The 24,834-nt window shown below is 54.1% G+C and carries 19 protein-coding genes; 13 read left to right on the forward strand and 6 right to left on the reverse strand.

What is annotated here, in order from left to right; genetic code table 11:
- Nucleotides 1-23: 23 nt before the first annotated feature.
- The gene (locus K7H08_RS17215; RefSeq protein WP_198350153.1) at nucleotides 24-1,076 is read left to right on the forward strand and encodes an oxidoreductase; all 1,053 of its coding nucleotides are present in this window, start codon (nucleotides 24-26) and stop codon (nucleotides 1,074-1,076) included.
- A 306-nt stretch (nucleotides 1,077-1,382) separates the two neighbouring features.
- Here K7H08_RS17215 and nudE read toward each other — a convergent pair whose 3' ends face one another.
- Entirely contained in the window at nucleotides 1,383-1,997 is a 615-nt protein-coding gene (gene nudE / locus K7H08_RS17220; protein WP_193060828.1) for an ADP compounds hydrolase NudE, read from the reverse strand.
- A gap of 70 nt (nucleotides 1,998-2,067) precedes the next feature.
- Here nudE and yrfG point away from each other — a divergent pair, with 70 nt between their 5' ends.
- From yrfG to rsd, 9 genes are all read left to right on the forward strand, one after another.
- Complete coding sequence (gene yrfG, locus K7H08_RS17225) at nucleotides 2,068-2,745, forward strand: GMP/IMP nucleotidase (protein WP_231658608.1); 678 nt, start codon at nucleotides 2,068-2,070, stop codon at nucleotides 2,743-2,745.
- The gene (gene hslR, locus K7H08_RS17230) at nucleotides 2,745-3,134 is read left to right on the forward strand and encodes a ribosome-associated heat shock protein Hsp15 (RefSeq protein ID WP_038486056.1); all 390 of its coding nucleotides are present in this window, start codon (nucleotides 2,745-2,747) and stop codon (nucleotides 3,132-3,134) included. Before yrfG ends, hslR begins: the two co-directional genes overlap by 1 nt.
- A 58-nt stretch (nucleotides 3,135-3,192) precedes the next feature.
- The gene (hslO, locus tag K7H08_RS17235) at nucleotides 3,193-4,068 is read left to right on the forward strand and encodes an Hsp33 family molecular chaperone HslO (RefSeq protein WP_038486054.1); all 876 of its coding nucleotides are present in this window, start codon (nucleotides 3,193-3,195) and stop codon (nucleotides 4,066-4,068) included.
- A 310-nt stretch (nucleotides 4,069-4,378) separates the two neighbouring features.
- Nucleotides 4,379-5,935 carry a phosphoenolpyruvate carboxykinase gene (locus K7H08_RS17240; RefSeq protein WP_038486052.1) on the forward strand — a complete coding sequence of 519 codons (1,557 nt, stop codon included), beginning with the start codon at nucleotides 4,379-4,381 and terminating at the stop codon, nucleotides 5,933-5,935.
- Between the two features lie 142 nt (nucleotides 5,936-6,077).
- Nucleotides 6,078-6,575 (forward strand): peptide-methionine (R)-S-oxide reductase MsrB, encoded by a 498-nt coding sequence (gene msrB, locus K7H08_RS17245; protein WP_038486050.1) that lies wholly within the window; start codon nucleotides 6,078-6,080, stop codon nucleotides 6,573-6,575.
- A 215-nt stretch (nucleotides 6,576-6,790) separates the two neighbouring features.
- Nucleotides 6,791-9,166: a Tex family protein gene (locus K7H08_RS17250; protein WP_231658609.1), complete on the forward strand. Its 2,376-nt coding sequence runs from the start codon at nucleotides 6,791-6,793 to the stop codon at nucleotides 9,164-9,166.
- Between the two features lie 142 nt (nucleotides 9,167-9,308).
- On the forward strand, nucleotides 9,309-10,949 hold the full coding sequence (gene gshA / locus K7H08_RS17255; protein ID WP_231658610.1) for a glutamate--cysteine ligase: 1,641 nt from the start codon (nucleotides 9,309-9,311) through the stop codon (nucleotides 10,947-10,949).
- Nucleotides 10,946-11,461, forward strand: coding sequence for a disulfide bond formation protein B (locus K7H08_RS17260; RefSeq protein WP_095604560.1), 516 nt, complete (start codon nucleotides 10,946-10,948; stop codon nucleotides 11,459-11,461). Before gshA ends, K7H08_RS17260 begins: the two co-directional genes overlap by 4 nt.
- A 133-nt stretch (nucleotides 11,462-11,594) precedes the next feature.
- On the forward strand, nucleotides 11,595-12,083 hold the full coding sequence (rsd, locus tag K7H08_RS17265) for a sigma D regulator (RefSeq protein ID WP_095604561.1): 489 nt from the start codon (nucleotides 11,595-11,597) through the stop codon (nucleotides 12,081-12,083).
- A 587-nt stretch (nucleotides 12,084-12,670) separates the two neighbouring features.
- Here rsd and K7H08_RS17270 read toward each other — a convergent pair.
- The 3 genes from K7H08_RS17270 to K7H08_RS17280 form a co-directional block, all read right to left on the reverse strand.
- The gene (locus K7H08_RS17270; RefSeq protein ID WP_231658611.1) at nucleotides 12,671-13,858 is read right to left on the reverse strand and encodes an IS110 family transposase; all 1,188 of its coding nucleotides are present in this window, start codon (nucleotides 13,856-13,858) and stop codon (nucleotides 12,671-12,673) included.
- A gap of 222 nt (nucleotides 13,859-14,080) precedes the next feature.
- On the reverse strand, nucleotides 14,081-17,155 hold the full coding sequence (locus K7H08_RS17275) for an efflux RND transporter permease subunit (RefSeq protein ID WP_231658612.1): 3,075 nt from the start codon (nucleotides 17,153-17,155) through the stop codon (nucleotides 14,081-14,083).
- Nucleotides 17,139-18,230 carry an efflux RND transporter periplasmic adaptor subunit gene (locus tag K7H08_RS17280; protein ID WP_231658613.1) on the reverse strand — a complete coding sequence of 364 codons (1,092 nt, stop codon included), beginning with the start codon at nucleotides 18,228-18,230 and terminating at the stop codon, nucleotides 17,139-17,141. Before K7H08_RS17280 ends, K7H08_RS17275 begins: the two co-directional genes overlap by 17 nt.
- A 268-nt stretch (nucleotides 18,231-18,498) precedes the next feature.
- On the opposite strand from K7H08_RS17280, the gene K7H08_RS17285 reads away from it, so the two are divergent.
- Nucleotides 18,499-19,473 carry a malate dehydrogenase gene (locus tag K7H08_RS17285; protein ID WP_038486035.1) on the forward strand — a complete coding sequence of 325 codons (975 nt, stop codon included), beginning with the start codon at nucleotides 18,499-18,501 and terminating at the stop codon, nucleotides 19,471-19,473.
- Between the two features lie 752 nt (nucleotides 19,474-20,225).
- Here the strand turns inward: K7H08_RS17285 and K7H08_RS17290 are convergent.
- A complete protein-coding gene (locus K7H08_RS17290; protein WP_038486032.1) occupies nucleotides 20,226-20,882 on the reverse strand; it encodes an HAD family hydrolase in 657 nt (218 codons plus the stop codon).
- 189 nt (nucleotides 20,883-21,071) lie between these two features.
- Between K7H08_RS17290 and K7H08_RS17295 the strand changes: the two genes are divergently transcribed.
- Entirely contained in the window at nucleotides 21,072-21,569 is a 498-nt protein-coding gene (locus tag K7H08_RS17295) for an RNA pyrophosphohydrolase (RefSeq protein ID WP_038486029.1), read from the forward strand.
- Nucleotides 21,570-21,709: 140 nt separating this feature from the next.
- Nucleotides 21,710-23,971, forward strand: a complete 2,262-nt coding sequence (gene ptsP / locus K7H08_RS17300; protein ID WP_231658614.1) for a phosphoenolpyruvate--protein phosphotransferase — start codon at nucleotides 21,710-21,712, stop codon at nucleotides 23,969-23,971.
- Here ptsP and K7H08_RS17305 read toward each other — a convergent pair.
- Nucleotides 23,968-24,759: an NRDE family protein gene (locus K7H08_RS17305; protein WP_231658615.1), complete on the reverse strand. Its 792-nt coding sequence runs from the start codon at nucleotides 24,757-24,759 to the stop codon at nucleotides 23,968-23,970. The two genes, ptsP and K7H08_RS17305, sit on opposite strands and share 4 nt — an antisense overlap.
- Nucleotides 24,760-24,834: the final 75 nt, after the last annotated feature.

The following is a 24,834-nucleotide window of genomic DNA, read 5'->3' on the forward strand; positions in this document are numbered from 1 at the left end:
CGTCAAAACGACTAAGGAATGTAATGAAGGCGATTATCAACGTTGGCCTCGTTGGCTATGGATTTGCGAGTAAAACGTTTCATGCGCCACTCATTCAGGCAACGGAAGGCTTGGATTTAGTCGCAGTATCCTCTAGCGATGCCGCCAAAGTGCATGCTGACTTGGATGTTGAGGTTGAGCGCCAAGCACTGGCGTTATGTCAGCGTAGCGATATTGATCTAATTGTTATCCCTACACCTAATGACACGCATTTTCCGCTCGCCAAAGCAGCGTTGATGGCGGGTAAACACGTAGTCGTCGATAAGCCGTTTACCGTCACACTTTCAGAAGCCAAGCAGCTAAAAGCGCTGGCGATTGATAAAGAGCGTTTGGTGTCGGTATTTCATAACCGCCGTTGGGATAGTGACTTCCTTACTATTAAAGCGCTGCTTGAAGCCGGCACGTTAGGCCGTGTCACTGGGCTTGAGTCGCGTTTTGATCGTTTTCGTCCTGAGGTTCGTGACCGCTGGCGCGAAAAAGCCACACCAGGTGGGGGAATTTGGTATGACCTAGGCCCTCACTTGCTTGACCAAGCCTGTGAGCTGTTTGGGATGCCAAATGCCATCATGCTAGATCTGGGTGTGCGCAGAGATGACGCTAAAGCCGATGATGACTTTTTAGCGCTGCTGGAGTACGACGGCTGTCGCGTTAGCCTCAGCGCTGGCACGCTGGTTGCCGAATCAACACCGCGCTTCCGCATTAATGGAACGAAAGGTAGCTACCTTAAATACGGTCTAGACCCTCAAGAGGATCGCTTAAAAGCGGGAGAGGTGCCAACGCCTGCCTGGGGTGCTGACTCCCCTGGTACGCTGACCCTTCGCGAGGGCGACGGAGAAGAGGCACCGCTAGTGCGTCACGAGCATGCTACCCAGGCGGGTGACTACTTGGCTTATTATCAAGGCGTGGCCGTCGCGATCCGCGATAAAACGCCACTGCCTGTTGATATTGACGATGCGCTACGCAACATGACGCTCTTGGAAGCAGGCCTAGACAGCCATCGCCAACGCCGCTGGATACCGCTAAAACACCATTTGTAAGCATTGGATGAAAAGCCTTTTGGCAGTGGCCAGGCACCCCTGGGGTCATCATTGTAGGAGGCCGATTTATCGGGCGATGGCGGCGCAGCCGCCCATAGCTGGCACAGGCAGAAAAGCCTGGGTCATCGCGAGCTGAAGCTCCCTCCCACAAGGTACCGTGCCACTGATCTATTTTAGGAGGCCAAACCATCGCGAGCTGAAGCTCCCTCCCACAAGGTACCGTGCCACTGATCTATTTTAGGAGGCCAAACCATCGCGAGCTGAAGCTCCCTTCTAGACTATTTGCCCGCGTTGATCATTAACGCTTTACAACAAATCCATTGCGTTATTACGTTTCTCTTCGCGTAGCTTATCCCTTGCGATATAGAGCGCGGCTATGGCGCGGGCTTCGTGGAAGTCGTCACGTAATAGCAGTGCCGGCAGTTCTTCAATGGCATGGGTTTCGACAATCAACGGCTCTGGCTCGTCGCCCGGCAGGCGCTTGGGATAAAGATCGGTGGCGATGAGTACCTGCATGCGGTGGCGCATATAGTTAGGCGCAAGCGATAACTCCACCAGCGGTTCAATGCGATGCGCGCCAAAGCCGCACTCTTCCATTAGCTCGCGGTTGGCTGCAGTGACAATATCTTCGCCGGGATCAACTAGCCCCTTTGGCAGCGTCAGCACATAATCTTCAAAGCCCGCCGCATATTCACGAATAAGCAGTACATGCTCTGGATCGGGCATGGCAATAATCATTACCGCGCCTCGGTCTGCGCCGGTTAAACGTTCAAACTGGCGCTCTTCACCATTAGAAAAGCGCAAGTCAAGCGACTCAATCTGGAATAAACGGCTTTTGGCGACGTTGGTTCGCGCCAAGATTTGCGGCTTTTTCAGGTAGTCATGTGGGGTATTGCCTGTTGAAGCGTCGTGGAGTGACATCATGCCTCCGTGGCTGCAAAAAACGGGTTACGCTACAATAGCATGCTTACTCTTTCATACTGGAGCGGCAATGATTGATTGGCGCGAGATTGATACTGTCCTACTCGATATGGATGGCACGCTGCTGGATCTGCACTTCGATAGCCATTTCTGGCTAGAGCACCTGCCAAAACGCTATGTTGAGCTTCATCAGCTAGACGCAGCGAGCCAAGAAGCGCTGCGTGCGCGCATTATCGGTGAACAGGGCACGCTGAACTGGTACAGCCTTGCGTACTGGAGCCGCGAGCTCGGTGTGGATATCGTGGCGCTGAAACGCGAAGTACAACACTTGATAGGCCTGCGTAGCGACGCGTTAGACTTTTTAACCTGGCTTAAGCAAGGCCACCCCCGTGTCATTCTAGCGACCAACGCAGACCGTGCCAGCCTCGCGCTAAAATTACCGCTGACAGGGTTGGAAAACTACCTCGACGCCATCATCTCATCAGAAGATGTGGGGGCTGCTAAAGAGGAGCAGGCTTTCTGGTTTGCGCTTCAAGAGCGAGAACCGTTTGATTCAGCGCGTACGCTGTTTATCGATGATAACGCACGCGTACTCGAAAGTGCCCGTGAGTTTGGTATTAAACACTTACTGGGTATTAAGCAGCCAAATAGCCAGCGGCCTGAAAAAGAACTGCAGGAGTTTATTGCCCTAGACCGGTTTGCCCAACTGCTGCCAGATAACCTGCCAGGGCAGCGAGGAGAGCGTTAATGAGCGACAGCGTTCGCTTGGATAAGTGGCTATGGGCCGCACGGTTTTTCAAAACCCGTGCCCTGGCTAAAAAAGCGATAGAAGGCGGTAAGGTCCACTATGACGGTGGCCGCGTAAAAACCAGCAAAAATGTCGAGCTGGGGGCGCTTATTCGCGTTCCCCAAGGGTGGGATATTTTTGAGGTGGAAGTGATTTCGCTTTCCGACCAGCGTCGCGGCGCGCCAGAAGCGCGTAAGCTCTACGCTGAAACCGAGGAAAGCGTGCAACGTCGAGCCAAAGAAGCTGAAGCTCGTCGTCTCACCAATGAAGCCATGCAGCACCCACTCAAACGCCCTGATAAAAAACAGCGGCGTGATATCCAGCGCTTCCAGCGCCAACAGGGCGATTAAATACGCATTTATTCGTCATGGCGGTAAGCCTTCTCTCTACTTCTCCGGCGGTTTCCTTATGTCTGATCAAATCCAACGTTTTATGTTTGACCAAACCAACGTGCGTGGTGAAATCGTCACGCTCAGCACTGCCTATCATGAAGTGTTAGACCGTCACGCCTATCCACCAGCGGTTAATGAACTGCTGGGTGAGCTGCTGGCGGCGGTCGCTTTGCTAACGGACACGGTAAAACTAGACGGCACCTTAAGCATTGAAGTGCGTGGACGAGGCTCGCTTGCACTCTTAATGGCCGAGTCCAACCCCGGTGGTGAGCTGCGTGCGATCGCGCGAATCGCGGAAGACGCTGTGCTGCCCAGCGAACATGCCAGTTTCCGAGAGCTGGTGGGTGAAGGCCAAATTGTGATTACCCTCGATCCCAGGGAAGGGCATCGATATCAAGGTATTGTTGCGCTTGATCACGCTACCTTGGGGGGCTGCCTAGAAGCATACTTTGGCCAATCAGAACAGTTGCCAACACGCCTTTGGCTCGCGGCTGATGGCGAGCGTGCAGGTGGGCTGCTGCTTCAGCGCCTGCCTGACGCCTCACAAAATCAAGATGTTGATGCTTGGGAGCGCAGCGTTCATCTCGCTGAAACCATTAAGGCTGAAGAGCTGCTGGGGCTGGAGCAGCGCGAAGTGCTGTATCGGCTCTATCACGAAGAGACGGTTAGAGTGTTCGAGCCGAAAGCACTACGCTTTGGTTGCACCTGCTCGCGGGAGCGAATGAGTCATGCGTTATACACGCTTGGCGAACAGGAACTGCGCGATATTTTGCGTGAAGAAGGCGCAATCGATACGCAATGCCACTTTTGCCACACGAAATATCACTACACAGCCGCAGATATTGAAATTTTATTAGAAAATCCGGACGCGCCACCCCCGGTGATTCATTGATTGTGTAGTCGCAGATGATGGCATGAGTATTGAAGTCGTATAGGTACCGCGCTAGTCATAGCAAAGCCTATAGGATGCCTGCCGAACGGTTGTTTGAAAATATACTGCGCTGCAACACAAAATGTAGTGTCATTGTAGTAGTTTAACTACAAGATATTTGATGAAAGCCCCCGTTTCCTGGGGGCTTTCTTTTTGCCATAATGCGCCGGACTTCAGCGCACTCAGCCCATGGTATTGGAAACAATAAGCGGCTGAGATGATTTCTCAAGGCGTCGTTGACGCCCGGTAAATTCGAGACCCAGGAATCGACATGACCACGACTCAAGCCGCTCCCCAAGCCCACGTTAATCTTAGCAGCGCCGAACTGATCGAGCGCGCCGTGGCCCGTGGTGAAGGCCGCCTGTCGGCTAACGGTGCGCTGGTGGTAAACACCGGTCTGCGCACAGGGCGTTCACCGAAAGATCGCTATATCGTCGACGAGCCCTCTACTCGCGATAGCATCGACTGGGGAAGCGTGAACCGCCCGTTTGATGCTGAGAAATTTTCAGCGCTGTGGGCACGTGTAGAAGACTATCTGGGTAGCGGTGAGCACTTCGTAGCCGAACTGCATGTCGGCAGTGATAACACACACTACTTGCCCGTTCGTGTTACCACAGAAACGGCTTGGCAAAACCTGTTTGGCCGCACCATGTTTGTGCGCCCGCAGGCATACAACACAGCAGTTAAAGATGAGTGGACGATTCTAAACGCCGCGGGCTTTGAGTGTGACCCCAGCCGCGACGGCACCAACTCTGATGGCTGTGTCATTATTAACTTTGCCGAGCGCAAAGTATTGATTGCTGGTATGCGCTATGCCGGTGAAATGAAGAAAGCAATGTTCTCTGTGCAGAACTACTTGTTGCCAGAAGCTGACGTTCTGCCGATGCACTGTTCTGCAAACGTTGGTGAAGACGGCGAAACCTGCCTGTTCTTCGGTCTTTCAGGTACGGGTAAAACCACGCTTTCCGCTGACCAAGCGCGCTACCTGATTGGCGATGATGAGCACGCGTGGGGCGACGGTATCGTCTTCAACATGGAAGGTGGCTGCTACGCTAAGTGTATCGACCTTTCTGAGAAGAACGAGCCAGTTATCTGGAACGCGATTAAGTTTGGTACCGTACTGGAGAACGTTGTTCTTGACGATCGTCGCGAGCCGGATTATGCCGACGATAGCCTGACCCAGAACTCTCGTGCCGCCTATCCGCTAGAGCACGTTGAAAAGCGTGTACCGGAGAACCTGGCTGGTGAGCCTAACGCTATCGTCTTCCTGACCTGCGATATGTCTGGCGTATTGCCGCCCGTATCGATTCTTTCCAAAGAAGCCGCCGCGTACCATTTCTTGTCAGGCTACACTGCGAAAGTGGGCTCTACCGAAATGGGTTCATCTGAAGGCTTGGCTGCTACATTCTCTACCTGCTTCGGTGCGCCATTCTTCCCGCGTCCTGCGCGTGAATACGCCGATCTGTTGATCAAGCGGGTAGACAAAAAAGATGCTCAGGTTTATCTCGTCAACACCGGTTGGACAGGTGGTGCCTACGGCGAAGGTGGCTCACGTTTCTCTATCCCGACTACTCGCGCCATCATCAGTGCTATTCAGTCTGGCGTGCTGCGTGATGTTGAAACCCAGCACATCGATGGCCTTAACCTTCAAGTGCCTGTAGCGGTGCCGGGTGTCGACTCTAGCCTGCTCAATCCTCGCGAAACGTGGGCTGACCAAGATGCCTACGATCGTCACCTGCAAGACCTTGCCACCAAATTCGTTGATAACTTCAAGAAGTTTGAAGGTGTTAACGAGGCAATTATCAAGGCGGGTCCGCAGTTAACCTGACATGTACGATAGGGTAAAGGTTGTCGAATGTTTGGATAACTAATCGAACGTTTGGACAGTCAAGTAGTCAAAACGGGACGGTGCTAAGGCGCCGTCCCGTTTTTGTGTCTATGTCCTTGACGTGTTAAGGGGGAATGCGCAAATGAAGCGTCGTCACTTTTTGGGGCTTGCTGGACTAACCGGATTGGCAGGTGTTCTTCCTGGCGTCTCGTTTGGCTTTCCGCGATTAGACCTTAAAGCAGCCCCTGGCCTTGAAAAGCTTGAATTAAGCGAAGATGAATGGCGTGAACGCCTTACTGATGAAGCATTTTATGTGCTCCGCGAAGAGGGAACTGAGCGCGCCTTTTCAAGCCCTCTGGACGGAGAGGTTGGGGAAGGTGAGTACCGCTGTGCTGGGTGCGATCTTGTACTTTTCACCAGCGCAATGAAGTATGACTCTGGCACCGGTTGGCCCAGTTTTTTCGAACATGTTGAGGGCCACTTGTTAAGCAAGTTGGATTTCAAACTGGTGTGGCCACGCACAGAGTATCACTGTGCGCGCTGCGGCGGTCATCAAGGCCATGTCTTTGGTGATGGCCCAGAGCCTACCGGCTTGCGTTGGTGCAACAACGGTGTAGCACTGCGTTTTGTGCCTGCATAAAACACTATCCGCGGGTGCCTCGTTTGCTCGTCCCTCGCAAGACTCGTTACACCGCGCTACAGGGATGCAACCATTGAGCTCAGTGGGATTGTAGCGCGTGGTAAGCGAAGCGCACCCGCGAGGGCAGCTTCCCCATCGTAGCCAATTCATGCCAGTATCGTGCGATTGTGGTACCTTGTCGGCACCTCGAATGCTGCATGAGTTAGTTGCACGTTATGGATGTCAAACAACGCATTATTTCACGCTTAGCCACTGAGCTAAACGTACGGCCTGAACAGGTCTCCGCAACGGTAGAGCTTCTGGATGGTGGCGCTACCGTGCCGTTTATTGCACGTTATCGTAAAGAGGTAACGGGTGCCCTCGATGATATTCAGCTGCGCCAACTGGATGAGCGCCTGCGCTATTTGCGCGAGCTGGAAGAGCGCCGTGAAGCCGTACTAGCGGCTATCGATGAGCAAGGCAAGCTGGATGCCACGCTAAAAGCAACGATTCAGGCAGCTGAGACGAAGCAGCGCCTAGAAGACTTATACCTACCGTTTAAGAAAAAACGCCGCACGAAAGCTCAAATTGCCCGTGAAGCGGGCCTAGAGCCACTGGCTGATGCCCTGTTGGCCAATCCGCAGCTTAATCCCGAAAGCGAAGCAGCGCAGTACCTGCGCCCTGCAGAAGGCGATATTCCAGCCATTGAAGATGCCAAAGCCGCCCTTGATGGTGCTAAGCAAATTCTCATGGAACGCTTCGCCGAAGACCCTGAACTTATTGGCCGATTGCGTGAACGGTTATGGCAAGAGGGCGAATTAAGTGCCCGCGTGCTAGATGGCAAGCAGCAGGAGGGCGCAAAGTTTTCTGACTACTTCGAACATGACGAGAAACTGGCCAAGGTGCCATCTCACCGTGCGCTGGCTATGTTCCGCGGTCGCAACGAAGGTATTCTAAGTCTGGCGATTCGTCTGCCTGGCGAAGAGGGCGCGCCAATTCATCCGGCCCAGGTCGCTATTGCCAAACAAGTGGGTATTAGCGATGAAGGCCGCCCCGCCGACAAATGGTTGAGCGAAGTAGTGCGCTGGACGTGGCGTGTGAAGCTTTATACCGCGCTTGAAACCGAGTTGTTGGGTCGCCTGCGCGAGCAGGCAGAGTTGACTGCTATCGAGGTGTTTGCCGCCAACCTGAAAGACCTTTTGCTGGCAGCGCCTGCAGGGCAAAAAGTGACTCTCGCGATTGACCCGGGTCTAAGAACCGGCTGCAAGGTTGCGGTGGTGGATGCTACCGGTCAATTTATCGACCAAGCGACGATTTACCCCCATGCGCCGCAGAATCGCTGGGACGAATCGCTCAATGTGCTCGCTAAGCTGGTTAAACAGCACGGCGTTCAACTCGTTGCCGTTGGCAATGGCACCGCCAGTCGTGAAACCGACAAGCTGGCAGGTGATCTGCTGAAGGCGTTAGCACCCGAACATCGTTTAAGTAAAGTCATGGTGTCTGAGGCTGGTGCGTCGGTTTACTCCGCGTCGGAATACGCTTCCCGCGAGCTGCCTGATCTTGATGTCACTGTGCGCGGTGCTGTCTCTATTGCTCGCCGCCTGCAAGACCCGCTTGCAGAGCTGGTGAAAATCGAGCCGAAATCTATCGGTGTTGGTCAGTATCAGCACGATGTCTCCCAGGTGCAGCTGTCACGTAGCCTAGAAGTCGTGATAGAAGACTGCGTTAACGCTGTCGGTGTGGATCTCAATACGGCATCTAGCGCATTGCTTTCACGTGTTGCCGGGCTAAGTGCTGCCATTGCTGAAAATATTGTTGCTCAACGCAACGTTAAAGGTGCCTTCACAAGCCGTAAAGAGCTGTTGGAAGTTAGTCGCCTTGGGCCAAAGACGTTTGAGCAGTGTGCAGGTTTTTTGCGCATTAGCAACGCCGAAAATCCGCTGGACGCCAGCGCTGTTCACCCAGAGGCTTATACGCTGGTAGAGCGTATTGCCAAGCAGAATAGTCGAGATATAAAAGGCCTGATTGGTGATAGTGCGACGCTAAAAGCACTGAAGCCCGCTGACTTCGCTGATGAGCGTTTTGGTGTTCCTACCGTCAGCGATATTCTCAAAGAGCTGGATAAGCCAGGACGCGATCCGCGCCCTGAGTTTAAGGCGGCTGAATTCCGTGAAGGCGTCGAAACACTCAAAGACCTGAAGCTGGGCATGGTGCTGGAAGGTACCGTCACCAACGTGACTCACTTCGGTGCCTTTGTAGATATTGGCGTTCATCAAGACGGGCTCGTGCATATTTCAGCGCTCTCTGACCGCTTTATCGATGATCCCCGCAGTGTAGTAAAAGCAGGCGATATCGTTACCGTTAAGGTGATGAGCGTGGATATCCCCCGCAAGCGGGTAGGGCTTTCAATGCGTTTGGATGATGAGCCAGAGCAGGCGCAAGCAGCTGCAAATTCCACTAACGACGAGCCTCGTAAGCCTGCACGTAGCCAGCGGTCGGCTAGTTCTGGACAGAATGGTCGTGGTCAACGCCAGGGAGGAAAGTCCAGCGAAGCAGCGGCACCAATGGGCGCGCTCGGCGCAGCACTGCTTAAAGCAAAGCAGGGCAAATAGTCGCGCGTCTTGAATATTTAATGGTTGCCGCCATATCCTGCTGTCTATTCTCGGTAAAAAAACGTGATAAACCGCATGGCGATGCCAGCTGATTTCAACAAGGCCTGCTTTAAGCAGGCCTTACTAACAAGGAGTGTTCACCTTGTCTGAACCTCTCACTGTGCCATCCACACTGACCGCCCAGGTTGAGCGTTTGCTCCCTAGCGCGCGTTTAGGGCGCCTAGGTCGCCTGCGTCGCGGGGTGGAAAAAGAGGGCCTGCGCGTTGACGCCAACGGCCATATTGCTCAAACGCCGCACCCTTACGCGCTGGGTTCAAAGCTAACCCACCCGCATATCACCACTGACTACTCCGAAGCGCTATTGGAGTACATCACACCGGTGTATTCAGAGCCAAAAGAGGCGTTGGCATTTTTATCAGACCTGCACACGTTTACCTATCACCACTTGGAAAATGAGTGGATTTGGCCAGGCAGCATGCCGTCTCGGCTTTCCGGTAACGATAGTGTACCGATTGCCGACTACGGCAGCTCCAATGTGGGCACCATGAAGCATGTTTATCGTAAAGGGTTGGATGTGCGCTACGGGCGTATTATGCAGGCTATCGCCGGGGTGCATTACAACGTATCGCTACCCGATGATATGTGGCATGCCCTGCGTGAGCTTGAAAAAGCCACCAATATTCCTTTTAACGATTATCGCTCTACGCGTTATTTCGGCATGATTCGGCATTTTCGTCGTCATAGCTGGCTGCTGCTCTACCTATTTGGCGCATCACCCGCCATCGACAAAAGCTTCCTGCCAACTGGCTCAGTGCCTGAAAAACTGCAGTCGTTGAGCGACGACACCTATTACGCCCCCTATGCGACCACGCTACGTATGTCGGATTTGGGCTATCAGAATAAAGTGCAGTCGCAGCTTAAAATCTGCTTTAACTCGTTGTCCAACTACGTCAACACGCTACGGCACGCTATTTCCACTCCGTGGCCAGACTACGAAAAGCTGGGCGTGAAGAACGGCGACGAGTGGCAGCAGTTAAACGCCAATATTTTGCAGATTGAAAACGAATACTACAGCGATATTCGCCCTAAACGAGTCGCCAAGCACAACGAAACGCCCAGTCAAGCCCTGGAAGCGCGTGGGGTGGAGTACATCGAAGTACGCTGTTTGGATCTTAATCCATTCGACCCGCTAGGTGTCACCGAGGCTCAGATGCGTTTTGTTGATACCTTCTTAATGTGGTGTCTATTAAGCGATAGCCCGTGGATTTCAGACGAAGAGTGCGACCGCTTAGACGACAATCGCCGTTTCGTCGTTGAGCGTGGGCGTGACCCAGCGCTGAAGCTGATCCATAACGGCAAAACGACGACTGTGAAGGAGTGGGGCGAGCAGATTTTTGCGGAAATGGCCGAAGTGGCACGCCTATTGGATGCTGTAGAAGAGAGTACTCCTCATGCGTCGGCACTCGCTGAGCTAGCGCCGCGGCTGAAAGATCCCTCTCTAACTCCTTCAGCGCAACTACTGGAGCGCCTGGAAGCTGGTAATGGCTCGCTCAGCGATACGCTGTTGCAATTGGCTCAAGAGCAGGCCGACAAGCTTAAATCCACGCCCATGCTACGTTCTCGTGAAGCACTGCTTGCTCAGTTGATCGAGACCTCGCACCAACAACAGCACGATATTGAAGAAGCCGATCAAGAGAGCTTTAGTGAGTTCCTAAGCACTTACTTTGCCAAAGCGCGTGAGTCCAGAGCGCTGTCTGCTATTTCACCAGAGGATGGTCAATGACATCATTAGCAGTTCGCCCTATCGCGTTAGCGGGCTTCGCCTTTTGTGTTCTGATGATGGCGGTAGCCTTGGGGCTTGAGCATATTATGGGATTGGAACCCTGCCCGTTGTGTATTTTTCAGCGGGTCGCGGTGATTGCCGCAGGGCTGGTGCTAGGTATCGCTGCACTTCATAACCCAAGTGGCAAAGTAGGCAAAGCTATCTACGGTTTGCTGAGCTTAGCCGCAGTAGGTACCGGTGCTTTTGTTGCCGGAAGGCATGTATGGCTTCAAGGCTTGCCCGCTGACGAAGTGCCAACCTGTGGCCCAGGCCTTGAGTACATGATGGATATCTTGCCGATGCAAGAAGTGGTTGCCATGGTGCTTACCGGCTCTGGTGAGTGTGCTGACATCGATTTCATGTTCTTAGGCCTGTCGCTGCCTGCATGGACCTTGATCGGCTTTTTATTGCTCGCGATTGCGCCTCTGCGTATTCTGTGGTCTTTAAAAACATGGTCTGTAAAAAAGAGTTAAATAAGTGGTATGGTTTACATTAATTGATTGGCCTCATTGAATTAAGTAAACCGTACCCGCTAGGATTGACAGGTGTCCACGGACGCGCGAGTCTAGCTCAGTTGAAGACGGCTATCTGTAAGGAGAAAGCCCCATGCTCGAAGATTGCAAAAATGCCCTGGAGCGCTGGGGGGGCGTGCACAGTTTGATTGATCGCTGGCTTGATCAGCGCCGCTCGCTGTTAGTCAGCTTCATTGAGCTGAAAGAAGCTTGTGACGCCGAGTTAGAGGCGATTAGCAAAGCGCGCATTGACACCTTTAGTGAGTTGTTGATGGACTACATCAGCGCTGGGCACTTCGAGATTTACCCCCAGCTTGCTGAGGAAGCGAAGGCATTCGACGATGAGAGTGCATTACAAATCGCGGCAAAGCTTCTTGAGCGCTTAGAATTGTCAACGGCCATGGTGCTGGAATTCGATGAAGACTTCGCCTCACCGGTACGCTGTCAGCAGAATCTAGTGCGTTTGCCCGCCTGGATTGACCGCTTAGCGAAAGGGTTGGCAGAGCGCTTCGCCCTTGAAGACCAGCTAATCGCCCGCCTGCACGCCGCCCACAGCCCACAGCAGATAAAGTCACCAGCTTAATTTTCCCCATTTTCCATAGCATGGTGTGTTGTAGGAGGGAGCTTCAGCTCGCGATGGTGTTCGGACTTTGTTGCTGCTAACTAAGGGCGGTGGCTACTCCGCCTCGCTGAGGTGCCGGATCACCGATAAATCGGCCTCCTACAGTGGCACGGTGTCTTGTAGGAGGGAGCTTCAGCTCGCGATGGTGTTTAGGTAAATAGCCTGGATATTGTAGGGGGAGCTTTAGCTTTGGTTCGACACTTCGACGATGATCCAAGCTAATGCGCCTGGCTATGTCAGGGGCGGCTGCGCCGCCATCGCCCGATAAATCGGCCTCCTGGTATGGATTGACCTGTCAAGGGCACGGTTATCTTTCGTTCATTCGGTTGTCCTCAATGCCTAGGGGTCAGGAAGCGAAGGGCTATCTGCGACGGTGGATCTCTCTGGTATTCGTGGGTTGGTTACCGACCTGTCATCACTTCGTCGCGGAGCTACCCTGCTCTACAAGCGAGGGTCACCCAGCCCCAGAGGGCGGGGCCTCATAGGAGGGCCAGGGGTTCTCCCACCGGCCCGACGCTCCCTGACACCTAGACACTGGAACGTGATAGTCATGCGGTTGCCCGGCTTCCGTGCGGTTTGCCCATAGCCTCACAGGCAATCGCCCACATAAACCCCGTCAATTCGCGCGCGACGGCGGTGATAACCTGCTGCTTCATCTTGCCCGTGGCCGCCAATCGACGGTAACGTCCGCAGAGTCGTTTCTGTGCTTCCCAGGCGATTGCCTGCACCGTCGGCGTGGTCTGCTCGGCTCGCTTCTCAATAATGCGCGTCTTGCGCGCGGGGAAGCGATAGCTCCAGGCGGCCTCCACCAACACACGACGCACATGACCATTCCCCGTTTTAGTGATGCCTCCCTGTCGGCGACTACCGCCACTGGAGTGCTCGCTGGGCACTAGTCCCAGGTAGGCCATCAGTTGCCGCGGTGAGTCGAACCGGCTGATATCACCCAGCTCGGCCAGCACTGTCATGGCGGTAATCAGGCTGATCCCACGCATCGCCATTAGCGACCGAACCACCGAGGCCAGTGACCACTCCATTAACGCCGCTTCCATTTGCTTCTCTAACCCTGCAACGCGTCGTTGAGCCTCTCTCACGGCCTCAATGTACTCCTGTAGCACGATCTGCTGAATCCGATTATCGAAGCGGACGGTCTCGAGCCAGCGAAAATGAACCGGTATCCACTTACTTTTGCCAGTGTAGACCTTGCCGTGGCGTAGCAAGAATGCGCTCAGACGTTGACGTGCTTTAAGCTCAATGGCCTTCATATCCTCACGGGCACGTGTCAGATCACGAATGGCTTCCTGCTCAGGCGTGGGCACCCAGACCGGCGTGAGTTCGCCAGCACGTGAGAGACGGGCCAGCATGACGGCGTCTCGTCGGTCGGTCTTGACGCGATCTCCCGCACGACGAGGAATCAGTGATGGGGCAACCACTTCGCCATCATGGCCGCTGGCCTGAATCTGGTGATAGAGGCCGTAACCACAAGGGCCAGCCTCATAACTGAACAACAGAGGCTGCCCGTTGAACCGCTGGCTGAGCTGGCGAATCATCTTGTCAATGGCCTTGGATTCGTTAGGAATCTCGCCACGAAACTCGGGCTCGAGCCGCCCCGCCTCGGCGATAGAGACGGCAATGGTGGCCTTGTGCACATCCAGGCCGATATAAGCGGCATGGACGTTGCCAGCGCCGCTACGGCGTTCACCAAAGGACGGTTGATTTACGCTAGACTGTTTCATGACCTGCCTCCCTTAATAGTGGCTCTGCGTTGTTGCCTCAACCTCAACATAACCCACGAAGTTGAGGAGGGGCAGGTCAATCCATCATGTCTACAGTAGAACAGTGGCACGGTATCTTGTAGGAGGGAGCTTTAGCTCGCGATGATCTGAGTCTCACTCCCAGCGCCTATGCTGCGAACAGTTAAACCCAAGTGTCTACAAAAATGGGGGCATACCAACTTCTCACTTCTCACGCCTCACCTTGCCGCCTATTACTAACATGCAAGGCGTTAGCAAGAGCGTTAGGGCAGTGGCAAAGGTTAAGCCACCGGCAATCGCGCTGGACATTTGTGTCCACCACTGGGCCGAGGGGGCGTTAAACCCTAGCGCGGGTGCAAAAAGATTAACGTTGATTCCCAGCACCATCGGCATTAACCCCAGCACGGTGGTAATGGCGGTGAGAAGCACTGGGCGTAAGCGCAGGGTGCCTGCTTCTAGTGCCGCTTCGGTTGGGGGCATGCCTTGGCCGCGCAACTCGTTGTAAGTGTCGATCAAGACGATATTGTTGTTAACGACAATACCTGCCAGGGCGATAATGCCCATGCCCACCATGACAATACCAAACGCTTGGCCAGTAATGAGCAGCCCCATCAAAACGCCCGCAGTGGAGAACACAATGGCCGATAGCACTAGCGCTGCTTGATAGTAGCTATTGAACTGTGTCACCAGAATCAGCGCCATTAGCCCAATCGCGATCAAGAAAGCGCTGATCAAGAACTGCATGGATTCCTGCTGATCTTCTTGTTCACCCGCCACATTAACCATCAAACTATCGTCAAGTTGGCTTTGGCCTGCATCTAGTAGCGCTCGCAACCGCTCGTCCGCTAAATAGCCTGGTGCTAAATCTGCCTCAACGGTAATCGCACGGCGTCCATCAATACGATTCAGGGTGCCAACTTTGGGGGCGGGCGTAATGTCTACAAAGTGAGCAATAGGCACTTGGCCTCGTGGGGTGTTGATCGTCAGTCGTTCAAGTTGGTTGAGCGTGCGCCAGTGTTCCGGTAAGCGCACGCGAATATCCACCTCATCAGTAACGGTGGGGGGACGGTAGTTGGCCACTTGAAGGCCAGTGGTCAGTAGCTGTACAGCACTACCAATGGTGGTGATATCGGTGCCCATGCGGGCAGCGGCTTCACGATTAACTTTTACCTGCCATTCGACCCCGGGCAGGCTGCGATTATCCTGGATGTCGGTAAAGCCGCCTAGCTCGTGCATTAGTGCCGTAATCTGGTCAACGCCGGCGTTTGCGATGTCTGGATCAGTGGCGCTTACTTCGAGCACAATAGGTTTGCCGCCACCAGGTCCCATCTCCTGCTCGCGAAACTCTAGCGTTATCCCCGGTAGATCTTGAGTGCGCTCGGCCATGTCAGCCAAAATCGTGCGGGCAGGGCGGCGCTGGTACCAGTCGACAAACTGAAACTGCAACATCCCGATCACATCATTGCCCATTTGCTGGTTAGGCACCGCAAAAGAGCGTGCATAAAGGGCTTCGACTTCTCCCATGCTGCCCAGCCGGCTTTCCACCCGCTTCAGTATGGTGTCGGTTTCTTCAGCGGAAAAATCGCCTCGGGCACGTACCAGCACCTGCGCGCTGTCCGGCTCTACGCTGGGGAAGAAATCAACGCCATGATTAAAACGAGCATAGCCGGTATAAATCAACCCAATTAACAGCACCGCAAACACGAGCACCCAGGCGGGATGCTGCAGCAAACGCCCGAGCACGCGGCGGTAGCCGCGTCCAAGTGACGTGCTTTCGTCGACCGGGCCTGCCCCTGCAGTAGCCGTATGGGATGTACGGGTAAACAATCGCCCCAGGGTAGGCAAAAACACCAGTGCCATGGCTAGCGACGCAAGAAGGCACAAGATGACGGTGGCAGGCAGGTACTTCATAAACTGGCCTACCACGCCTGGCCAAAATAGCAGCGGTATAAATACCGCAAGCGTTGTCGCGGTAGAGGCAATAACCGGCCAGCTCATGCGTGTTGCGGCATTCAGCCAAGCCTGGTGGGGAGACTGCCCCTCATGCAGGTGTCGATCAGCGAGCTCGCTGACTACAATCGCACCATCCACTAGCATGCCAGCCACTAAGATCAGCGCAAATAGCACCACGATGTTGAGCGTAAAGCCAAATGCCCAAACCAGTAGAATGCCGGTTAAAAACGCTCCGGGTATGGTCAGGCCTACCAGCAACGCCATGCGCCAACCCATCACGGCTACGACAACAATTAATACCAGTACCACTGCGGTGAGCACGTTATTTAACAGCTCAGAGAGCATGTTTTGAACGGTAACCGACTCGTCTAAAATCGTGGTAATACGCAGCTGTTCAGGCAGTAGGTCGCCTGCCTGGGCAAAGCGTTCTCTTACGGCTTCAATGGTGGCGATGATATTCGCCCCCGCGCGCTTGGAAATTTCCAGTACTACTGCTGGCTGGCCGTCGATGCGGGCGAATCCTTCGGGATCTTTGTAGGTCGGTAAAATCCACGCAACATCACCAAACGTAACCACTTGGTCGCCGTCAACTTTCACCGGCATGTCCATGACATCGTTTAACGATTCGATAATGCCCGGTACTTTTAGTGCTAGCCGTCCGGCGCCGGTATCCAAGCTGCCCGCAGCAACTAGGCGATTATTGCGTGAGATTTGATTAAACAGCGTATCAAAATCAACGCCATAACTTTCCAGTACCAGTGGGTCAACGACAATTTCGAGTAAGTCCTCGCGGTCGCCAGCAATATCGACCTCTAGAACGTCGGCAATGCCCTCTATTTCCTCTTTTAAGCGACGCGCAATGGTTACCCGTTCTCGAGTATCCAACTCGCCGGAAAGGCCAATGCTCAATACCGGAAACTCCGAGACGTTAACCTCCATGACCCGAGGCTCGTCCGCTTCATCCGGTAAGCTACTGCGGGCGATATCCACGCGTTCGCGTACATCAGAAAGCGCGGTATCCGGATCAAAGCCAGGATCAAACTCCAGCGTTACCGACCCATGACCCTCGCTCGACTGGGCGGTAAATTTGCGCAGCCCTTCGATTCCGCGTAGTTCCTGCTCCATAGGGCGGACTAGCAGGCGTTCGCCATCTTCCGGGCTAACGCCTTCCAGCGAAAGCGAGACGTAAATAATCGGGATAGTGACGTCTGGATTGGCTTCCTTGGGAATCATCTGCCAGGCAGTTGTACCCGCCAGCAGCAGGCCAACCAGGAGCAGCAGGGTGGTTCGCGTGTGGGTTAGCGCCGCATTAATCAACTGACGCATGACCACCTTCCTGGGTAGATACGGGTGTTACGGTGTCGCCTGGGTTGACCAAACCTGCGCCGAGGGTGATCAACTGCACGGAGCTGGGTAGGCCAGTAACGTAGGCGCGTTCGGTATCAGCACTGACCAATTCAATCGCCGTTTGGGCAACGCGGTTATTCTCAACAACATGCTTGATGGCTAGTTGACCCTGCTCATTCAGATTAAAGAGAGCAGGCGATAGAGTATGCACCTGTCGAGGTGGCAGCGTTATGGTGAATTCAGCGCTGCTCCCTGCTAGGCGTTGCCTGTCTGGATTGTCGAGCGTTACTTCGATATAGAATGTGCGAGTGGCTTCTTCTGCACGACTACTAATGTAAGACACTTCGCCGGAAAGCGACTGGCCATTGAGCAGTCGCGCGGTGACAGGTAAGCCAACGCTTAACTCGCCGATTTGCTGTTGAGCCACCCAAGCGGTGCCGATTAAACGCCGGTCGTCGATCAGTCGTGCCCACTCTTCGCCTGGTTGCAGCAAGTCGCCAAGCTCAACCTGGACGCGGTCCAACACGCCTTCAAAGGGTGCGGTAGGGCGAGTATCGCTTAACTGCTTTTCCAACTGAGCTACCTGGGCTGCGCTGGCGCTTAAGGCACTTTGCAGGCGCAGCAATTCTGGCTGAGAAATCAGCTCGCGGCGGCGTAGGCTTTGAGCACCCGCGTACTCCGCTTCAGCAAGCGCTAACTCATCACGTGCCTGCTGTAGGCGTTGAGGGAGCGCGTCGTTGTCTAGTACCAGCAGTGTCTCGCCTCGGCTGACGGTTTCTCCTTGGGCCACCGGTTTTTCTGCGACATAGCCAGTTACATTGGCGCGCAGCAGTGTTTCTTTTTCAGCAGTTAGCTGGCCTTGCAGCACGTGCTTAGGAATATAGGGCGCGCTCTGCTGGTTCATCACCTCTACACGAGGTGTTGCGTCGCGTTCAGTGGCATCTACATCAGGTGGACTACTTTGGAAACGTTGAAAATCGCCAACCGCTAGCCATATCACAAGCGCCAGAACTAGCAGGCTAGCAAGCGCGTAAGAGTAGGGGATTCGTCGCATGGGGTAGTTATATCCGTATTAACCCAAAAAAATCACACAAGGCAAGTCATGCTGAAGGGTAGGCCGTACTAAAAGTTAAGGCTTACTGACCGACACACCATAGCGCAACTGGCGTCTGGCAGCGAGTACCAAGCCGCTGAGAGAATGGGTAGTAGTCTCATGTATGATTGAGTTTTTGCACATCTGGGCATACCATCTTTGCGTCTTGAGTTCTGTCGTCCCACTCTCAGGCGAGAACCCACCCTAGGCGAACCATCAAGGAGCAATGATGAAAGATCCAGTACGTATTGCGATTACCGGCGGTGCCGGCCAGATCAGCTACTCTCTTATTTTCCGCATCGCCGCTGGCGATATGCTGGGGCCGGATCAGCCAGTCATTCTCCAGCTTCTCGAAATTCCCCAAGCCATGGACGCACTGAATGGCGTTGTCATGGAAGTTAACGACTGTGCTTTCCCGCTGGTACAAGACATCGTTGCCACTGATGATCCGAACGTTGCCTTCAAAGATGCCGATTTCGCCTTGCTGGTAGGTGCGCGTCCGCGTGGCCCGGGTATGGAGCGTAAAGACCTGCTGGAAGCCAACGCCGCGATCTTCTCTGTACAAGGTAAAGCGCTGAACGATCACGCTAGCCGTGACGTGCGTGTACTCGTTGTCGGTAACCCGGCTAACACCAATGCATTGATTGCTTCTTGCAATGCGCCGGACCTCGATGCAGGCCAGTTCACTGCGATGACGCGTTTGGATCACAACCGTGCGCTGACACAGCTGGCTCAGAAAACCGGCAAGCACGTTACTGACGTTGACAGCATGATTATCTGGGGCAACCACAGTGCTACCCAGTACCCTGATCTGGCGCAGTGCAAAGTAGACGGCAAAGCCGCCTTCGATCTGGTCGAGCGTGACTGGTACGAAAACGACTTTATCCCGACAGTACAGCAGCGCGGTGCGGCGATTATCAAAGCACGCGGCGCATCTTCTGCAGCATCTGCAGCGTCTTCAGCGATTGATCACATGCGTGATTGGGCGCTGGGTTGCGATGGTATCGTCAGCATGGCGATCCCGTCTGACGGCAGCTACGGCATTGAAGAAGGCATCATCTACTCCTACCCAGTTCGTTGTCAGGGTGGCAAGTATGAAATCGTTCAAGGCTTTGAGTTGGACGCGTTCAGCAAAGAGAAGATGCAGGCTACCGAGAAAGAACTGCGTGAAGAGCGCGCGGCCGTTGAGCACCTGCTCGGCTAAGCACGTTTACTAGCGTTCTTTGAGCTGTTCTAAAAACTGTTCTTAGAGCAATGCTCAGTAATACCAAACCCCGCAAGCTAAGTGCTTGCGGGGTTTTTTTATTGGGCGCCTGTGCCGTTCGCGGGTGCCTCATTTGCTCGTTCCTCGCAAGATGCGTTACCGCGCGCTACGTTTGCAATGTACTGAATTAATGGGTTTGTAGCGCGGTGTAAGCGTCAGCGCACCCGCGGGGAAGTGCCATAGTCGCTCGCGGGTGCCTCATTTGCTCGTTCCTCGCAAGATTCGTTACCACGCGCTACGGTTAACGTACTGAATTAACGGGTTTGTAGCGCGGTGTAAGCGTCAGCGCACCCGCGGGGCAGTGCCATAATCGTTCGCGGGTGCCTCATTTGCTCGTTCCTCGCAAGATGCGTTACCACGCGCTACGGTTAACGTACTGAATTAATGGGTTTGTAGCGCGGCGTAAGCGTCAGCGCACCCGCGGGGAAGTGCCATAATCGTTCGCGGGTGCCTCATTTGCTCGTTCCTCGCAAGATTCGTTACCACGCGCTACGTTTGCAACGTACTGAATTAATGGGTTTGTAGCGCGGCGTAAGCGTCAGCGCACCCGCGGGGTAGTGCCATAGCCGTTCGCGGGTGCCTCATTTGCTCGTTCCTCGCAAGATGCATTACCACGCGCTACGTTTGCAACGTACTGAATTAACGGGTTTGTAGCGCGGCGTAAGCGTCAGCGCACCCGCGAATCAGTTGGCTCAATCTCGCAGGCTCATAATGCGCCATTGGCGTTCTTCGGCCACCTTGCGCAGGGTGTCGTCGGGGTCGACGGCAACCGGGTGTTCTACCTGTTCAAGCAAGGGAAGGTCGTTGTGAGAGTCGCTGTAAAACCATGCGCCATCCATGGTGAACTCTTGGCCCTCAAGCCATTGCTTTAAGCGAGTCACTTTGCCTTCGCGGTAGCTGGGTGTGCCCGCTACTCGGCCGGTATAGCGGCCGTCTACTATTTCTGGGTCAACTGCAATCAAGTCGTCCACGCCCAAGCGATTAGCGATGGGGGCAGTAATAAAGCGATTAGTGGCGGTGATGATCAGTAACGTATCGCCTTTCGTGCGGTGCCGAGCCAGCAGCTCTTCTGCTTTAGGTAAAATATTCGGCTCGATTTTGCTGACCATAAACTGCTGATGCCAAGCGGCTAACTGTTCCGGCGTATTTTCAGCCAGTGGCTTCAATGCCATTTCCAAAAAAGCCGCCATGTCTAACGTGCCCGCATTGTAATCCGCCATAAAGCGCTCATTGGCCTCGCGGTAGGCAACTGGGTCAACTGCCCCCTGTTCGAGCAAAAACTCGCCCCAGGCATGATCGCTGTCGATGGATATCAGCGTATTATCCAGATCGAAAATGGCCAGACTCACGGCGCTCCCCTTATGGTGTTGGTTAATTGTGCTGCTCGTTAGCTCAGTAATGAACGTCAGTAACGGTTTGCAAAGCGGCGGATTATCGCAGAGTCACCATGGTTTAACCACTTAGGGTGATATTGTATTGATACGCTTGTCTCCCTTGTGGAAAAATGGGGACAACTGAAAATTTATAAGGTGATGTCCGTGATCGACGCTGACGGCTTTCGCCCCAATGTTGGCATCATTATTGCCAACAGCCAGGGGCAGCTGCTTTGGGCGCGTCGTGTAGGGCAAAACGCGTGGCAGTTTCCCCAGGGAGGCATCAAGGCAAACGAAACACCACATCAAGCGCTTTTTCGTGAGCTTTTTGAGGAGATCGGTCTAACCGCCGATGATGTCGATATTGTCGCCTGTACCCGGGGATGGCTGCGCTACCGTCTGCCACGACGCATGATTCGCACCCACTCGCGGCCGGTTTGTATCGGCCAGAAGCAGAAGTGGTTTTTACTCAAGATTCGCTGCCAAGAAAATCGAATCTGTATGACGGCAACGCCTAAACCCGAGTTCGATGGTTGGCGGTGGGTAAGTTACTGGTATCCACTGGGGCAAGTGGTGCCGTTCAAACGAGAGGTATATCGGCGCGCGCTACGGGAGCTCTCTCCTCGCGTTCAGCGCTTGGCGCAACAAGATCACGATGGATAACGTGCGCTCCACTGTTCTAGGAAACTGTTCTAGGTAAACTGTTCAAAAGAAACAGTTCAAAGGCGACGCTTCGAAGGACATAGTGACAGTTGGCCGAAAATCCCTCAGCGAGGCAAATAATAGTGAATAGGAAAACGTCCATGCTTGAGGTGCTGCGACGCGTTATTCAAGAAGTGAATGGCGCACGAAACCTCGACGCCGCGCTGTCAACGATGGTACGCCGCATACGAAAGGCCATGCAGACGGATGTGTGCTCCTTCTATCTATACGATAAGGAGCTCGAGTCGCTAGTATTGATGGAGACGATTGGCCTTCGCACGCAAGCGGTAGGCCGCGTTGTGCTACCGCTAGGCGAAGGTTTGGTAGGTCTAGTGGCTAAGCGCAGCGAACCGCTTAATTTAGAAGATGCGCAAAGCCACCCTCACTTTCGTTATTTTGAAGCAACTGGCGAAGAGCGTTACTCAAGCTTCTTAGGGGTGCCGATTATCCATCAGCGCCTCATGCTGGGCGTTTTGGTCGTACAGCAAGCTGAAAAACGTCAGTACGACGACGAAGATGAAGCTTTTCTGGTCACTATGGCTGCTCAGTTGGCAGGTGTGCTGGCTCACGCACTCGCTACCGGTAACCTTGCTCGCCCTGCGCTGCCGGGTGGCCAAGCTATGTTTAAAGGCGTGGCAGCTTCTCCAGGAATGGCGATGGGGGAAGCGGTAGTGATTACGCCGCCCGCTGATCTGAACAGCGTGCCTGATCTTATTCCGAGCGATCAAGATTACGAAGTCGCACGGCTAAAAGAAGCCATTGGCAAAACACGCGATGAAATCCGCGCAGCGGCAGAGCGCTTGGTTAACCGTATTTCTTCCCAAGAGCTGGCGCTGTTTGATGTTTATCAGCAAATGCTTGGCGAAGCGGCGCTCTCTGAAGAAGTGGAAAAGCGTATTCGTGAAGGGCAGTGGGCACCTGGTGCGTTAGCCGATGTCGTGCGCCGCCATGTGCAATACCTTGAACGCGTAGACGACGATTATTTACGTGAGCGTGCGGCGGATATTCGCGATCTTGGTCGTCGTGTGCTGGCGCATCTGCAAGAAGACACGCCTTCGACCCCAGAAACCTACCCAGAAAACGCCATTTTAGTAGGTGATGAAATCAGCGTTGCCATGTTGGGAGAGGTGCCAAGGGACAAGCTAAAGGGCTTGGTATCCGTGCGTGGTTCGAGTACCTCGCATGTTGCTATTGTTGCCCGGGCTATGGGGATTCCGACGGTGCTTGGGATGATGGATCTCCCGCTGCCGCGCTTAAATGGCGCCCCGGTAGTGCTTGATGGCCACCGAGGGCGATTGTTTGTGCGGCCAGCGCCAGAGCTAAGAACTCGCTACGAAAGCTTGATTGCTGAAGAAGCAGCACTGAGTGAGTTGCTGGAGCACGAACAAGACCTGCCCAGCGAAACACCGGATGGCTATGCCATGCCGCTGATGGTAAATACCGGGCTGGCGGTTGATGCCTCAGCGTTGCTGAAAAGCCGAATCGGCGGCGTAGGCCTATACCGCACCGAAGTGCCATTTATGATTACTGAGCGCTTCCCCGGTGAGAAAGAACAAATGCGTATGTACCGCGAGCAGTTAGAAGGCTTTGCGCCACTACCGGTAGTCATGCGAACGCTGGATATCGGTGGCGATAAAGACCTTCCCTATTTTCCCATTGAGGAAGCTAATCCATTCTTGGGTTGGCGGGGAATGCGGGTAACCCTCGATCACCCAGAAGTATTGATGGTACAGCTGCGTGCGATGCTGAAAGCATCGCATGACTTGAATAATCTCTACGTGCTCTTCCCGATGATTACCAATGTGGAAGAGGTGGACGAAGCGATTCGTCTACTGGATCGTGCCATTCTTGAGCTAGGTGAAGAGGGCATTGATGTCGAGCGGCCTAAAGTAGGCGTGATGATTGAAGTACCTGCGACTATTTACCAAATGGATGCGCTGGCAAAGCGAGTCGATTTCTTCTCGGTGGGCAGTAACGACTTAACGCAGTATTTGCTCGCGGTGGATCGCAATAATCCTCGCGTATCTAGTCTGTACGATGCGTTGCACCCAGCGCTGCTGGGTGCGCTGCAAGAACTCGCTCAGGATGCCACTCGTCTAGAAAAGCCTATATCGCTTTGCGGCGAATTAGCGGGTGACCCTGCTGGTGCGTTGCTATTAATGGCCATGGGATTTACTAGCCTGTCTATGAATGCCCCTAGTTTGCCCAGGGTACGGGCTGCTATTCGCCGAGTGCCAATGCAAGATGCGCAAACGCTGCTTAAAGAAATCATGGATCTGGATACCCCAGCATTGGTGCATGAACATCTCAATCAGCGTATGGATGAGTGGCAGCTATCACACTTAATGCCGCCGCGAGATTAATGCTGGGGCTGATTGGGTATCAGTGGGGAGGGTGTCGTCAACGTGGTTTCTCCCTCAAAACGACCGAGTGGGCCAAACCGCTGCTCGGTAATCGTCACTTGCCCTCGGTGGTTTAGCGTTAACCATGTGGTTGCCCGGGTGCCATAGTGTTCGCCAACAATAAACGCGGCAGAGAGTTGGCGCTCCAGCGTTAAGCCTACACCAGTATCTGGCAACTGCTCATCAGGTGCGGTTTGCGGGTTATGCAGTGCAAATTGCGTCGCGGCCTGCCACTGTTCGTCATTACTATTTAACAAGGCGTCGCGAACCAGGTTTAATTTTGGCCAGGGGGTATTCAGGGTTGCATTTGACAAGCCATGTACCCCAGGAGGCACGCTATTAAGTGCTACCCCATGGCGGCCACGGTGCAGGTGCCACATGTGGTGTTGTGTCGCAACCAAGAGATTAAATCCGGCATAGCGATGCGCGGTCGTGCGTTCTTTCGCTTTAAGCCATGCTTCGACATCGTCGCTTTGTAACACGCTAGCAACGAGTTCGCCTCGGCTGGGTGCGTTGACGGGTGTGGCCAGTACTGGATCACGCACATTGGTCAACGCTGCAACAACGCCTTGGGAGTTAGCGGCTAACCACGTACCACCGGCTTCCAAGTCGCGTCCACCCAGTACGGCGGTGTGTTCTTGCCAATGAGCAAGAGGGGCAGTGGGCCGCTGGTGGAATTCATCTCGATTGCCTGCCAAGCGTAATGGTATAGAAGAGCCAGGGGACCAAGAAAAGGTGATTAAGCACATAAGTAAGGCTCACGAAGAGTAACAGGAACCCAATTAGCCAGTGTGGCATGACAGTATTGAGGCGTAGACATACAC

It is taken from the genome of Halomonas sp. IOP_6, assembly GCF_021151565.1.
GTDB lineage: Bacteria > Pseudomonadota > Gammaproteobacteria > Pseudomonadales > Halomonadaceae > Vreelandella > Vreelandella alkaliphila.